The following is a 12,650-nucleotide window of genomic DNA, read 5'->3' on the forward strand; positions in this document are numbered from 1 at the left end:
CTGGCAGCCTCGCAGCCCGATCACCCGCCCGCTGATTCTTTAGTTCTCCATGGGACCGTCGCCAGCGCCATGCTGCCCGCCAGAATTCTGTTGATCGATGACCACGCGCTGTTCCGCTGTGGACTGCACATGGTGCTGGCCGCAGGCATTCCCGGACTCGAAGTGGCAGAGGCGGCATCGCTGGAAGAAGCCATGCACTGCGCGATGGCGTCACCGGCCCTGGCGCTGCTCGACGTTCATCTGCAGGGCCTCAATGGCATCGAAGGCATCGCCCTGGTCAAGCGGAAATGGCCCGACGTGGCGGTGATCATGCTGTCGTCGCAGGCCGAATCGCAGACGGTCGCACTGGCCCTCGAACGCGGCGCGGCCGCTTTCGTCTCGAAGGCCGCGACCGCCGACACCATCCTCGCTGTCATCGACCAGGTCCGCCGCGGATTGCCGATGCCCTCGGCGGCCAGCCCGACCCTGCGCGCACCCGGCACCGGCGACCCGGACACCCAGCGCCTCACGCCACGCCAGTGCGAAGTGCTCGACCTGATGTGCCAGGGCCTGTCGAACAAGGTCATCGGGCGGCGGCTCAACCTGTCGGAGAACACGGTGCGCGGACATGTGCAGGCCATCCTCGCGACCCTGCAGGTGTCGAGCCGGTCGGAGGCCGGCTTCGCCGCCCGCCAGCGCGGCCTGGTCGCCTGATGCGCCTGGTGAACTGGCGGCGCTGGCTGGCCGACGACCGCACGCTGACCGAGCAGCTGCGGCTGCAGCTGGGCCACGTGGGCAGTTCGGTGGTGCCGACACTGCTGCTCGCGCCGCTGCTGCTCTGGACGCTGGTCAATGCGCGCAACGCCGCATGGCTCACGGCCTGGTGCGCTGCGATCGTGCTCATCAAGCTGTTCTACGCGTGGGACGCGGAGCGCACGCTGCGCATCGACCTCGCCACCGCGCACCCGCATCGCGTGGTGGTGCGGCAAATGGTGCTGAACGCCATCGACGCGGTGGCCTGGGGCGCGCTCGCCTGGGTCACGCTCGACGACAGCAGTGTCGCGGGCAGCATCCTGGTCGTGGCCGTGCTCGCCGGCGTGGCCGGCAGCTCGATGGCGTCGCTGGCGCCGGTGCTGCCGGTGTTCATCGCATTCGCGCTGTTCGAATTCGCCGTGGTCGGCACCAAGCTCTGGCTGCTGGGCAACCCGGCCTACCAGGCGCTGGGCATCGCGGGCGTGCTCTACATCGCGACGCTGATGGGCCAGGCGCGCAGCAGCGCACGGGCCGCGCGTGCGGCCATCGACCTGCGCTTCGAGAACCTCGGGCTGATCGAGCAGCTGCATGCCAGTGCCGCAGAGGCGCAGGCCGCCCGTCTGGAGGCCGAGCAGGCCAGCCTGGCCAAGTCGCGCTTCTTGGCCGCCGCCAGCCACGACCTGCGCCAGCCCATCCATGCCCAGGGCCTGTTTCTGGAGGTGCTGGCGCGCACCCGGCTCACCACCACCCAGTACGACGCCTTGGCCAATGCACGCGCCACCTGGCAGGCATCGGCCGAGATGCTCGACACCCTGCTCGATTTCTCGCGCATCGAGGCGGGTGTGGTGGAGCCACGACTCCAGCCCTTCCAGCTGCAGCCGCTGCTCAACAAGATCGAGAACGAGCTGGCGCCGCAGGCCGATGCCAAGGGCATCGTCTACCGCTCGATCGACACCGAGGTCGTCGTCCAGTCCGACCCGGCCCTGGTCGCGCTGGTGCTGCGCAACCTCGTGTCCAACGCGATCCGCTACACGCGGCGCGGCGGCGTGCTGGTGGCCTGCCGGCGACGCGGCGGGCAGGCGGTGCTGGAGGTCTGGGACACCGGCATCGGCATCGACCCCTCGCAGCATCAGGCCGTGTTCCGCGAATTCCATCAGCTGGGCAATGCCGAGCGCGACCGGCGCAAAGGGCTGGGCCTGGGGCTCGCCATCGCGCAGGGGTTGGCACGCACGCTCCAGCAGGAATTGACCCTGTCGTCCCGACCCGGTCGCGGCAGCGTGTTCCGCCTGAGCTTGCCGGTCGCGCCCCTGGGGACGCTGGCGCGCCGCCCGGCTCCGACGCCGGTCGACGCCCAGGGCTTCGACGTGCGTGTGCTGGTGATCGACGACGATGAATCGGTTCGAACCGGCATGCAGCAACTGTTGACCGCCTGGGGCTGCCAATGCGACGTGGCGGACTCCATCGAGGAAGCGCTGACCCTGGCCCGCATCCATGTGCCGGGCGCCGTCATCAGCGACTACCGCCTGCGTGGCCAGCGCACCGGGGCCGAGGCCATCGCGGCGCTGCGCGCCGAGTGCGGCGAGGCCTTGCCGGCCCTGCTGATCACCGGCGACACCGCCCCGCAACGCCTGCGCGAGGCGCGCGCGACCGGCGTGCCGCTGCTGCACAAGCCGGTGCTGCCGGCCCAGCTCCACCATGGCCTGCAATGCGTGCTCCATCGCGTCGAGCTCGACTCGAACTTCGCGCTGCTCGAGAACCTGCCGCGCACCACCAGCGCGTCGCTCTAGTTCTGGCGCGCGCGGGCGCCGGCACGCGGGCCCGGCGCGGGCACGACGCCGCGGGCCATCAACCGATCGATGTCCGCCGGACCGTAGCCGATGTTCTCCAGAACGTGGACCGCGTCTGCGTTGAAGGGCCGCGGATCGGAAGCAGGGGTGCCCGGGGTGGCGTGCAGGTGCACCGGCAGCCCGATGCCGCCGTAGCCTTCACGCTCGACCTGCATCCGGCGGTGCGCCGCATGCGGCTGCGCGAAGGCTTCCGACACCGAATGCACAGGCGCCGCGGGAACGCCGGCGCGCATCAGCGCGTCGCACAGCGCCCGGCGCTGCCAATGGCCGATGGCGCGCTCGATCTCCTCGCGCAGCACCTCCCGGTGGGCGATGCGCAGCGCGTTGTCGCCAAAGCGCTCGTCCGTCGCGAGGCCGGGCCGGTCGACCACGGCGCAGAAGCGCTCGAACTGACCCCGGTTCATGATGCCCAGGAAGATGTCGCCATCGCCGCAGCGGAAGCGGTCGTACGGCGCGATGTTGGGGTGCGCACTGCCAAGCAGTCCCGGCTCCTGCTTCGATTGAAAGTAGTTGGCCGCATGCGGCACGAGCAGGCTCAGGGCCGCATCGAACAGCGTCGCCTCGACGTATTGCCCCTGGCCTGAGACGTGCCGGCTGTGCAGCGCCAGCAGGATCGCGGACAGCGCGGTGTAGGCGGTCAGGTGGTCCACGATCGGCACGCCGATCCGCGTCGGCCCGCTGACCGGATCGCCATTGATGCTCATGAGGCCGCACATCGCCTGCAACACGGCGTCGTAGCCCGGCAGGCCGCCCAACGGACCGTCGGCACCGAAGCCGCTGATGCTGCAATGGATCAGCCGGGGAAAGCGGTGGCGCAGCCACCCCTCGTACGACACGCCCCATTTCTCGAGGGTGCCCGGCAGGAAGTTCTCGATCAGCACGTCGGCATCGTCGAGCAGCCGCTCGAGCACATCGCGCCCTTCGGGCATCGACAGGTCAATGCTGATGCACTGCTTGCCACGGTTGACCGCACTGAAGTAGGCCGCGTCGCCCACACGGTCGAAGGGCGGCCCCAGGGTGCGTGTGTCGTCGCCGGCGGGCGGCTCCACCTTGACCACCGTCGCACCGTGGTCCGCCAGCATCTGCGCGCACAGCGGCCCGGCCAGGACGCGCGACAGATCCACCACCCGAACGCCGGCGAGGGCACCACTCATGGCTTGTCTTCCTGTTTGTCTCTGGAGTTCTTCTTGAATTCTTCGTGCAGCACGGTCGGCGCCGCCGACCGGCATGCTAGCCGCGGCTCGGCAATTCGACCACGCCGGAACCGAGCACGGAGAGCTCGTCGTCCTGGTTGCGGGCCTCCTGCGCGATCTCGACCAGGTGCTTGCCGTCTTCGACGTACTTGCGCTTCACATGGCCCTTGATGAAGAGCATGTCGCCTTCGGGGTTGTGGCGCCGGATCTTGCAGCTGGCCTTGCGCAGGAAGCCGTCGTCACCCATCCAGTTGGTCAGGTGGTGCGTCAGCCACGAGGTGCGCTCCGGGCCGTAGTCATAGGCGCCGGGGGCACCGACTTCCAGCGCGAAGTCTTCTTCCCAGTGCACGCGCTCGGGCACGTCCGGAATACCGAAGCGGTTGGTGATGCCGACGCCGGGGTGCGCGTCGATGAGCTTCCACGCCAGCTTGTTCGCGCGGATGTACAGGCCGCCCCAGCCCTGCGCATAGGCGATGAAGCCGGTGACGGTCATCGGGCCCTTGAACATCACGGGCAGGGCCTGGCCCTCTTCCACGTCTTCCCAGTAGCGGGGCGTCGCGCCGCGCACTTCCTCGTCGCGGTAGAGCTTGTAGGCCTCGCCGATCTCTTCGGGCGAATAGCGCCGCGGCGCGCGCGAGCGTGCTTCCTTGTACTTGGTGCCCTGCTCGCGGGCATGGTCGCGCTCCGTGCGGAAGCACCAGCTGTCGGCTTCCGACACCTTGTCGCCCTTCTGGTTGTAGAAGTCGACGTGGTAGATCTGCTGGACGGCACGCCCGGCGAAGCGCGTCTGGTGCTCGACCAGTTCCTTCAGGTAGGCCTCGGTGCGGATCTCGTCGTTGCGAAGAATGGGTTGGTGCCAGGTCCAGTCGGCGCCCGACCACATCGCGTGCACGCCGGGCAGGCCACCCACGTAGCCGGACACGATACGGCTCGTCGAGAACAGGAAGCTCGGCAGCGCGACGATGCCGCCGTACCGGGTCTTGGCCGCGTAGGCCGGATCGCACCACAGCGGGTTGTCGTCGCCGATGCCGTGCGCGTAATGGCGGATGTTGTCGCGCGTGGCCTCGTGGCACCACGGCTCCAGCGTGTTCTCGATCTTCTGGCCGATGCGCTCGCGCAGTTCGTCCAGGCCCCGCTCGGTGATCTTGGGAAATGTTCTTTCGTTGTGTTCGGACATCGATGTCTCCTGGTGGTGGTAATAGGGGTTGAAGAGGTTCAGACGCTCGCGGTCTTGGGTTCCCGGTCGCGCAGCACCTTGCGATGGACCTTGCCTGCGGGCGTCTTGGGCAGGTCGGTCACGAAGACGACGTGCCGCGGGTACTCGTGCTGGCTCAATCGGCTGCGCACGAGGTCCTGGATCTCCTTGGTGAAGGCGTCGCTGCCTTCGCGCTCCGTGACGACGAAGGCCTTCACCACCTGACCGCGGAGCTCGTCCGCCACGCCGATGGCGGCCGCCTCCTGCACGTCGGGGTGCTTGAGCACGGCGTCTTCGATCTCCACCGCACTCATGGTCCAGCCGGCGGAAATGATCACGTCGTCGGCGCGCCCTGCGTGATAGAAGTAGCCGTCGGCATCGACCTTGCCGAGGTCCTTGGTGGGCACCCAGACGCCGCCGCGCCAGACCTTCAGTTCGCCGACCACGCCCGGCGGGCAGGTCTTGCCGTCGGCATCCTGGACATCCACGCGCCCCCCCGGGATCGGCTTGCCGAGGGAACCGTGCTTCACCTGGAAGTCCTCGGCACCGGGGTAGTTCACCAGGATCACGCCGATCTCGGTCGTGCCGTACATGCTGCAGACGGGGCGCCCGAAAGTGGCCTTGACGAAGTCCTCCGTCTCGCTGTCCATCGGCTCGCCGGTGAAGGACACCTTCTCGAGGTAGTACTTGTACTTCGACGACGCCCCCGAGTTGCGCATCATGCGGAAGTGCGTCGCCGCCGCCGAGATGGTGTTGAAGCGCCCGTGCTGCAGCGCCTTGAGCAACCGGGCCGCATCGAACTTGCCCGAGTACGCGCCGATGGTCACGCCCAGCGCCATCGGCGCCAGCGTGCCGTGCCAGAGCCCGTGCCCCCAGGCCGGCGACGACGGGCAGAAGAAGCGGTCGCCCGGCCGGATGCCGGTCCCGTAGAGCGCCGCGAGCATCAGCGTCACCAGCGCGCGCTGCTTGTGCTTGACGGCGGCCGGCAGCTCGCGGGTGGTGCCGGAGGTGTACTGGAAGATCGCGTCGTCTTCCGCGCTGGTCTTGACCTCGAAGGTGTCGGAATAAGGGCTGAGCGTCGGCACGAAGCCTTCGTCGGCCACCAGCACCTCGACACCGTCGATGCCCGCCGAGACCGACGCCTTCTCGGCATTGGTCACCAGGATCTTCGGCTTGCAGTCCTCGACACGCAGCCGGATGCCGTCCGGCCCGAAGAGTGTGAAGAGCGGCACCGCGATCGCGCCCGTCTTGATCGCGCCGAAGATGGCCACGTAGAAGGCCAGCGAGGGCTCGAGCATGACCGCGACGCGGTCACCGGGCCGGATGCCCCGCGCCACCAGCAGGTGGGCGAAGCGGCTCGAGAGGCGCGACAGGGTCTTGAAGGTGATCACCTCTTCGCTGCCGTTCGCGCAGGCCACCACGATCGCGACCTTGTCGCCGTGCGCATGCCGATCGACGCATTCATGCGCGATGTTGAAGGCCCGGCGGTCGCCATCGAAAAGTTCCCAGAGCTTCTCCGGCGAGCAGTGTTTCTGCGCATCTGCGAACGAGGTGTAGTCGGTGAGTTTTTTCATCGGATCCATGGCGTCTTGGCGATGAACGAACTATGCGACTCATGCTTTATTTTTGTCAAATACAGCTTTGTTTTGTATATAGACAATTGCAAAATTGATCGCAGCGTGGACCCGTTCCTAGAATCCGAGCCTCCTCCCTCGCCGGATCCTGGCCATGAACAACACGATCGACATCGCCACCCGTCTGCGCGAAGGCGGATGGAAGCCGCTCCAGGGAGCGGGCCGGTTCATGGCACTCGCCGGCCCGCTCTGGGCCGCGCGAGAGGGGGACGGATGGGCCTACGGCGTGGTATCGACCGACGAGCACCTGAACCCGGCCGGGGTGGTTCACGGTGGACTGCTTGCCACCCTGATGGATCACGCGCTGAGCACGCTCGCCTGGGAGGCCGCCGGCCGCGCACCCTGCGTGACGGTGCAGCTCGACACGCACTTTCTCGCGTCCGTGCCACCGGGCGTCCTGATCGAGGCGCGCGGACGGGTGGTGCGTCGCACGTCCAGCCTCCTCTTCATGCACGGCGCGCTGAGCGTGGCCGGCAGCGACGTCCTGGCGGCCCAGGCCGTCATGAAGCTGCAGGCGGCCGGACCCGCCGCACCGCAGAAAGTCACGGCCTAGCGCGGCAAGCGACATATTCATAATTTGTCCTAATACAAATTGACAACGCATTTGACAATGCAAATCACGACTTCCATACTCGAAACGAAGCCGTTCGGGATGACGTGAAGTTCCACCTTTGTGGAGGCAATGCACCACGGACAGCGGCGAAGCCGATGAACGCGGGGACCCCTCGCCAGGGCCCGGGCTTGGCCATCGATGCCTTCAACAGGAGACAAGATGAGACTCTGGAAACTGCTCTTCACGGGCTGCGCCATGGCGTGTGCGTCGCACGGTGCGCTGGCACAGGCCTATCCCACCAAGCCGATACGCATCGTCGTGGCCTACCCGGCCGGCCAGGGCACCGACATCGCCGCGCGCTACCTCGGCAACCAGTTGGCGAAGGACCTGGGCCAACCCATCGTCATCGACAACCGTCCCGGAGCCGGCGGCAACCTCGGCACCGAACTCGCGGCGGAAGCACCGGCCGACGGCTACACGCTCACCATGGGCACCAACGCCACCCATGTGGTGAACCAGTACCTCTATGCGGGCCTGCGCCTGAAGCCCGAGAAGGACTTCGACTCCATCGTGCTGGTCGGCAGCTTTCCGATGGTGCTGGCGGTCAACGCCAAGTCGCCGCTGCGCTCGGTCGAGGACTTGGCCGGGGCCGTGAAGACCGACCCGCGCTCCGGCGACATCGCCACCCCCAGCACGTCGGCGCGCCTGGTGGTCGAGCTGCTCAAGGAGCGCTCCAACCTGAAGCTGTTCCACGTGCCCTACAAGGGCTCGGGCGTCGCCATGACGGACGTGCTCGGCGGCCAGCTGCCGCTGCTGATCGACACGCCCACCGCCTTGCGCTCGCAACTGGCCGCGGGGCACGTGCGCGCCATCGCGGTGACGTCGGCCGCGCCCAGCGCCCTCCTGCCGGGCATCAAGCCGGTGGCCGAGCAAGGCTATCCGGGCTTCGAGGTCATCGCCTGGAACGCGCTGTTCGCGCCGCGCGGCACGCCGGCGGCCATTCTCGACACGCTCAACGCCGCCATGAACAAGATCCTCAGCCGGCCCGAGACGAAGCAGCAGTTGCTCGAGTACGGCTTCGATCCGGGCGGCGGCACGCGGCAGCAGCTCACCGATTTCACGCAGGCCGAGCGCAGGAAATGGGAGCCGCTCATCAAGGCATCGGGACTGAAGGCGGACTAGGCCGATGCCCGCGCGCGCAGACCCTTTCGCAGGCATCGGGAGCACCTGGGCGAGCCTCGTTCACCGCCCACCATCTGGGATAAGCTTGCGGCCGCCGACCGCACGCTCCATGAAGTCCAGCCCCTCCCCCACCGCGAAGCCCGTCAAGTCAGAGCCCGCGACGAAGAAGCCGGTGCGGGTCCGACCCGTTCCCGGCGTGACGCGTGCCGTTGCCATCCTGCGCCTGCTCGGTCGCTCGTCGCAGGCGATGGGCGTGAAGGCCATTGCCGACGAACTCGCGCTGGTCCCCAGCACCTGCCTGCACATCCTGCGCGCGCTGGTCGCCGAAGAGCTCGTCAAGATCGACAGCGACACCAAGCGCTACTCGCTGGGCACCGGCATGCTGAGCCTGGCGCGCAGCGCCATCGAGAGCAGCGGCTTCGCCAGCCTTGCGCAGCCCGTGCTCGACGTGCTGGCGAACGACTGGAACGTGACGATGATCGGCGTCGAGACACCCGACATCGACCACATGGTGGTGCTGGCGCTGTCGCGCTCGCGTGCGCCCTTCCGCCTGCATGTGGATGTCGGCAGCCGCTTCCCGGCGCTGGTCAGCGCCACCGGGCGCCTGGTCGCGGCCTTCAGCGACGAACCGTGGCCACAGATCGAGAAGCGCTTCAAGTCGCTGCGCTGGGACAAGCCGATCGACCTCGCCACCTGGAAGCGCGAGGTCGAACTGGTCCGCAAGCGCGGCTTCAGCATCGACCGCGGCAACTACATGAACGGCGTGACGGTGATCGCGGTGCCGCTGCTCGACGCGGCGCACCGGGTGAGCCACACGCTGGTCGCCACCGGGCTCTCCGACAACCTGGTCGGCAGCGCCACCATGGACCTGGCCAAGGCCATGAAGAAAGAGGCCGACGGCCTCTCGGCCCTGCTGCCCTCGCGCCGATGACGACCGAACCCGAGCTCGTGCTGCGCCTCATCCCGATGCCGTCGGACACCTACCTGGGCGACCAGATCGCCGGTGGGTGGATGCTGGCGAAGATGGATTCCGCCGGAAGCGTCCTGCCCATGCGTGCCGCGCGCGGGCGCGTGGTGCTGGTCGCCATCGAGAAACTGGCCTTCAGCCACCCGGTCAAGGCCGGCGACCTGGTGTCCTTCTTCGCGCAGGTGGTGCACGTCGGCCGGACGTCCATCAGCGTCCATGTGCGGGCATTGACCGAGCGCCGCGGCAGCGAAGGCGTGACCACGCCGGTGACCGAAGCCACGCTGGTCTACGTCGCCATCGACGACCAGGGCGCGCCGCGCCCAATTTCAGCCTAGCCACAGCCCAGCTTCCGTCGGGTGCGCAGGGCCAGAGGGCGACGCCGCGGCCGCGCGATGCGAACCGTTTTAAGCTTGGGGGTCCGCGGTCGAACCGCCGCCCCCATTCCTCAAGGACCTTCGCATGAAAACCAAAGCCGCCGTCGCCTGGCAATCGGGCCAGCCCCTGACCATCGAAACCGTTGACCTCGACGGGCCGAAGTTCGGCGAAGTGCTGGTCGAGATCAAGGCCACCGGCATCTGCCACACCGACTACTACACGCTCTCGGGCGCCGACCCGGAAGGCATCTTCCCGGCCATCCTCGGCCATGAAGGCGCGGGCATCGTGGTCGACGTCGGCCCCGGCGTGACCACGCTCAAGAAGGGCGACCATGTCATCCCGCTCTACACGCCCGAATGCCGCCAGTGCAAGTTCTGCCTGAGCCGCAAGACCAACCTGTGTCAGCTGATCCGCGGCACGCAGGGCAAGGGCCTGATGCCCGACGCCACCAGCCGCTTCAGCATGGACGGCAAGCCCATCTTCCATTACATGGGCACCTCGACCTTCAGCAACTACACGGTCGCCCCCGAAATCTCGCTTGCCAAGATCCGCGAGGACGCGCCCTTCGACAAGGTCTGCTACATCGGCTGCGGCGTGACGACCGGCATCGGCGCCGTGATCTTCACCGCCAAGGTGGAAGCCGGCGCGAACGTGGTGGTGTTCGGCCTCGGCGGCATCGGCCTGAACGTGATCCAGGGCGCCAAGATGGTGGGCGCCGACAAGATCATCGGCGTCGACCTGAACCCGGCGCGCGAGGCGATGGCCCGCAAGTTCGGCATGACGCATTTCCTGAACCCGAAGGACATCGAGGCGGCCGGCGGCAACATCGTCGACGCGATCGTGCAGCTGACCGACGGCGGCGCCGACTACAGCTTCGAGTGCATCGGCAACACCAAGGTGATGCGCCAGGCGCTCGAATGCACGCACAAGGGCTGGGGCCGCAGCATCATCATCGGCGTGGCCGAAGCGGGGGCCGAGATCAGCACCCGCCCGTTCCAGCTGGTCACCGGCCGCCACTGGGAAGGCTCGGCCTTCGGCGGCGCCCGCGGCCGCACCGACGTGCCGAAGATCGTCGACTGGTACATGGAAAACAAGATCAACATCGACGACCTGATCACGCACACCATGCCGCTCGAAGACATCAACAAGGGCTTCGACCTGATGAAGCGCGGCGAGTCGATCCGCGGCGTGGTCCTGTATGACTGAAGCGATGCTCGGCCCGCTGCGCCGTGTGCACGCCGGCGTGCTGGACATCGCCTTCCATGAGAGCGGTCCCGAGGACGGGCCGCCCGCCGTGCTGCTGCACGGCTTTCCCTACGACGTGCACGCCTACGCCGAGGTGGTGCCGATCCTCGCGGACGCAGGCTGCCGCGTGGTCGTGCCCTACCTGCGCGGCTTCGGCCCGACCCAGTTCGTCGATGCGGCCACGCCGCGGTCGGGCGAGCAGGCTGCACTGGCCGCCGACCTGCGCGCCCTGCTCGATGCGCTGGCGATTCCGCAGGCCGTGCTGGCCGGCTACGACTGGGGCGGCACGGCCGCCTGCGTGGCCGCGGCGCTGTGGCCCGAGCGCTGCACCGGGCTCGTGTCCTTCAACAGCTACAAGGTGCAGGCCATCGCGCATGCCGACGAGCCGGCCCCGCCCGAGAACGAGTTCCGCTACTGGTACCAGTGGTACTTCCACACCGAGCGCGGCCGCGCCGGGCTGGCGCAGAACCGGCGCGATCTGTGCCGGCTGCTGTGGCGGCTCTGGTCGCCCACCTGGGCCTTCGACGACGCGACCTGGGAGCGCACGGCGCCCGCCTTCGACAACCCGGATTTCGTCGACATCGTCATTCATTCCTACCGGCACCGCTACGGCAAGGCCGCGGGCGACCCGGCCTATGCCGACCTCCAGGCCGCCCTCGACCAGATGCCCGAGATCCGCGTGCCGTCGATCACCTTCGACGGCGCCGACGACGGCGTGATGTCGCCCGCCGGCACCGCCGACCAGGGCCACCACTTCACCGGCCCGCGCACGCACCGCACCTTGCCCGGCGTGGGCCACAACATGCCGCAGGAAGCACCCCGTGTGTTCGCCGATGCGGTGCTCGAACTCATTTCCCCGCATCGCCGATGACCGCCTCCCCCAAGACCCTGTCCGAACACCGCTGCTTCGGCGGCACGCAGACCTTCCACGAACACGCCTCGGGCGAGATCGGCCTGCCGATGCGCTTTTCGGTGTTCCTGCCGCCGCAGGCCGCAGACGGCCCGGTGCCGGCGCTGATCTACCTGGCGGGCCTCACCTGCAACGAAGAGACCTTCATGGTCAAGGCCGGCGCGCAGCGTCTGGCGGCCGAACTCGGCATCGCGCTGGTCGCACCGGACACCAGCCCGCGCGGCGCCAACGTGCCCGGCGAATCGGAGAGCTGGGACTTCGGCGTCGGCGCCGGCTTCTACCTCGACGCGACCGAGGCGCCATGGGCCCCGCACTGGCGCATGGAAAGCTACCTGATCGGCGAACTGCTGCCGCTGCTCGGCACCGCCTTCCCGATCGATCCGCAACGCATCGGCCTCACCGGCCATTCGATGGGCGGGCATGGCGCGCTCACGCTGGCGCTGCGGCACCCGAGCCTCTTCAAGTCGTTGTCGGCCTTCGCGCCGATCTGCGCGCCCACGCGCTGCCCCTGGGGCGAGAAGGCCTTCACCGGCTACCTGGGCGCCGACCGCACGCGCTGGATCGAACACGACGCCACGGTGCTCATGGAGAACCAGCCGGTCGCGCCCTACCCCGCGGGCATCCTGGTCGACCAGGGCCTGGGCGACAAATTCCTCGCCGAGCAGTTGCACCCGCACCTGTTCGAGGCCGCCTGCCACGCCATCGGCCAGCCGCTGACGCTGCGCCGGCACGAGGGCTACGACCATGGCTACTACTTCATCCAGAGCTTCATGGCCGACCACCTCGTCCATCACGCCCAGCTGCTGAAGGCCTGAGC

At 68.2% G+C, this 12,650-nt stretch carries 12 protein-coding genes; 9 read left to right on the top strand and 3 right to left on the bottom strand.

Annotated elements, in window-relative coordinates; translation table 11 throughout:
* Positions 1-90 precede the first annotated feature (90 nt).
* Both QTH86_RS23575 and QTH86_RS23580 read left to right on the top strand, forming a co-directional pair.
* A complete protein-coding gene (locus QTH86_RS23575; RefSeq protein ID WP_286648600.1) occupies positions 91-693 on the top strand; it encodes a response regulator in 603 nt (200 codons plus the stop codon).
* Positions 693-2,519 (top strand): ATP-binding response regulator, encoded by a 1,827-nt coding sequence (locus QTH86_RS23580; RefSeq protein WP_286648601.1) that lies wholly within the window; start codon positions 693-695, stop codon positions 2,517-2,519. The genes QTH86_RS23575 and QTH86_RS23580 overlap by 1 nt, the downstream gene beginning before the upstream one ends.
* Here QTH86_RS23580 and QTH86_RS23585 read toward each other — a convergent pair.
* The 3 genes from QTH86_RS23585 to QTH86_RS23595 form a co-directional block, all read right to left on the bottom strand.
* The gene (locus QTH86_RS23585) at positions 2,516-3,733 is read right to left on the bottom strand and encodes a CaiB/BaiF CoA transferase family protein (protein WP_286648602.1); all 1,218 of its coding nucleotides are present in this window, start codon (positions 3,731-3,733) and stop codon (positions 2,516-2,518) included. The two genes, QTH86_RS23580 and QTH86_RS23585, sit on opposite strands and share 4 nt — an antisense overlap.
* Positions 3,734-3,809: 76 nt before the next feature.
* On the bottom strand, positions 3,810-4,949 hold the full coding sequence (locus QTH86_RS23590) for an FAS1-like dehydratase domain-containing protein (RefSeq protein ID WP_286648603.1): 1,140 nt from the start codon (positions 4,947-4,949) through the stop codon (positions 3,810-3,812).
* A 38-nt stretch (positions 4,950-4,987) separates the two neighbouring features.
* Positions 4,988-6,541, bottom strand: coding sequence for an acetate--CoA ligase (locus tag QTH86_RS23595; RefSeq protein ID WP_286648604.1), 1,554 nt, complete (start codon positions 6,539-6,541; stop codon positions 4,988-4,990).
* 154 nt (positions 6,542-6,695) lie between these two features.
* On the opposite strand from QTH86_RS23595, the gene QTH86_RS23600 reads away from it, so the two are divergent.
* The 7 genes from QTH86_RS23600 to fghA all read left to right on the top strand — a co-directional run bounded on the left by QTH86_RS23600 (position 6,696) and on the right by fghA (position 12,648).
* Positions 6,696-7,154, top strand: coding sequence for a PaaI family thioesterase (locus QTH86_RS23600; protein ID WP_286648605.1), 459 nt, complete (start codon positions 6,696-6,698; stop codon positions 7,152-7,154).
* Between the two features lie 219 nt (positions 7,155-7,373).
* Positions 7,374-8,336, top strand: coding sequence for a Bug family tripartite tricarboxylate transporter substrate binding protein (locus QTH86_RS23605; RefSeq protein WP_286648606.1), 963 nt, complete (start codon positions 7,374-7,376; stop codon positions 8,334-8,336).
* Positions 8,337-8,445: 109 nt separating this feature from the next.
* Complete coding sequence (locus QTH86_RS23610) at positions 8,446-9,267, top strand: IclR family transcriptional regulator (RefSeq protein ID WP_286648607.1); 822 nt, start codon at positions 8,446-8,448, stop codon at positions 9,265-9,267.
* Complete coding sequence (locus QTH86_RS23615; protein ID WP_286648608.1) at positions 9,264-9,638, top strand: acyl-CoA thioesterase; 375 nt, start codon at positions 9,264-9,266, stop codon at positions 9,636-9,638. Before QTH86_RS23610 ends, QTH86_RS23615 begins: the two co-directional genes overlap by 4 nt.
* 124 nt (positions 9,639-9,762) lie before the next feature.
* Entirely contained in the window at positions 9,763-10,884 is a 1,122-nt protein-coding gene (locus tag QTH86_RS23620) for an S-(hydroxymethyl)glutathione dehydrogenase/class III alcohol dehydrogenase (protein ID WP_286648609.1), read from the top strand.
* Entirely contained in the window at positions 10,877-11,794 is a 918-nt protein-coding gene (locus QTH86_RS23625; RefSeq protein WP_286648610.1) for an alpha/beta fold hydrolase, read from the top strand. Before QTH86_RS23620 ends, QTH86_RS23625 begins: the two co-directional genes overlap by 8 nt.
* The gene (gene fghA / locus QTH86_RS23630; protein ID WP_286648611.1) at positions 11,791-12,648 is read left to right on the top strand and encodes an S-formylglutathione hydrolase; all 858 of its coding nucleotides are present in this window, start codon (positions 11,791-11,793) and stop codon (positions 12,646-12,648) included. The genes QTH86_RS23625 and fghA overlap by 4 nt, the downstream gene beginning before the upstream one ends.
* Positions 12,649-12,650: the final 2 nt, after the last annotated feature.

Source organism: Variovorax sp. J2L1-78, assembly GCF_030317205.1.
Classification (GTDB): domain Bacteria; phylum Pseudomonadota; class Gammaproteobacteria; order Burkholderiales; family Burkholderiaceae_C; genus Variovorax; species Variovorax arabinosiphilus.

Excerpts from the sequence above, each read along its gene's own strand:
- QTH86_RS23615 (WP_286648608.1), top strand. The coding sequence starts at position 9,264 with ATGACGACCGAACCCGAGCTCGTGCTGCGCCTCATCCCGATGCCGTCG.
- QTH86_RS23600 (WP_286648605.1), top strand. The coding sequence starts at position 6,696 with ATGAACAACACGATCGACATCGCCACCCGTCTGCGCGAAGGCGGATGG.
- QTH86_RS23605 (WP_286648606.1), top strand. The coding sequence starts at position 7,374 with ATGAGACTCTGGAAACTGCTCTTCACGGGCTGCGCCATGGCGTGTGCG.
- QTH86_RS23580 (WP_286648601.1), top strand. The coding sequence starts at position 693 with ATGCGCCTGGTGAACTGGCGGCGCTGGCTGGCCGACGACCGCACGCTG.
- QTH86_RS23620 (WP_286648609.1), top strand. The coding sequence starts at position 9,763 with ATGAAAACCAAAGCCGCCGTCGCCTGGCAATCGGGCCAGCCCCTGACC.
- QTH86_RS23590 (WP_286648603.1), bottom strand. The coding sequence starts at position 4,949 with ATGTCCGAACACAACGAAAGAACATTTCCCAAGATCACCGAGCGGGGC.
- QTH86_RS23610 (WP_286648607.1), top strand. The coding sequence starts at position 8,446 with ATGAAGTCCAGCCCCTCCCCCACCGCGAAGCCCGTCAAGTCAGAGCCC.
- QTH86_RS23595 (WP_286648604.1), bottom strand. The coding sequence starts at position 6,541 with ATGAAAAAACTCACCGACTACACCTCGTTCGCAGATGCGCAGAAACAC.
- QTH86_RS23625 (WP_286648610.1), top strand. The coding sequence starts at position 10,877 with ATGACTGAAGCGATGCTCGGCCCGCTGCGCCGTGTGCACGCCGGCGTG.
- fghA (WP_286648611.1), top strand. The coding sequence starts at position 11,791 with ATGACCGCCTCCCCCAAGACCCTGTCCGAACACCGCTGCTTCGGCGGC.
- QTH86_RS23585 (WP_286648602.1), bottom strand. The coding sequence starts at position 3,733 with ATGAGTGGTGCCCTCGCCGGCGTTCGGGTGGTGGATCTGTCGCGCGTC.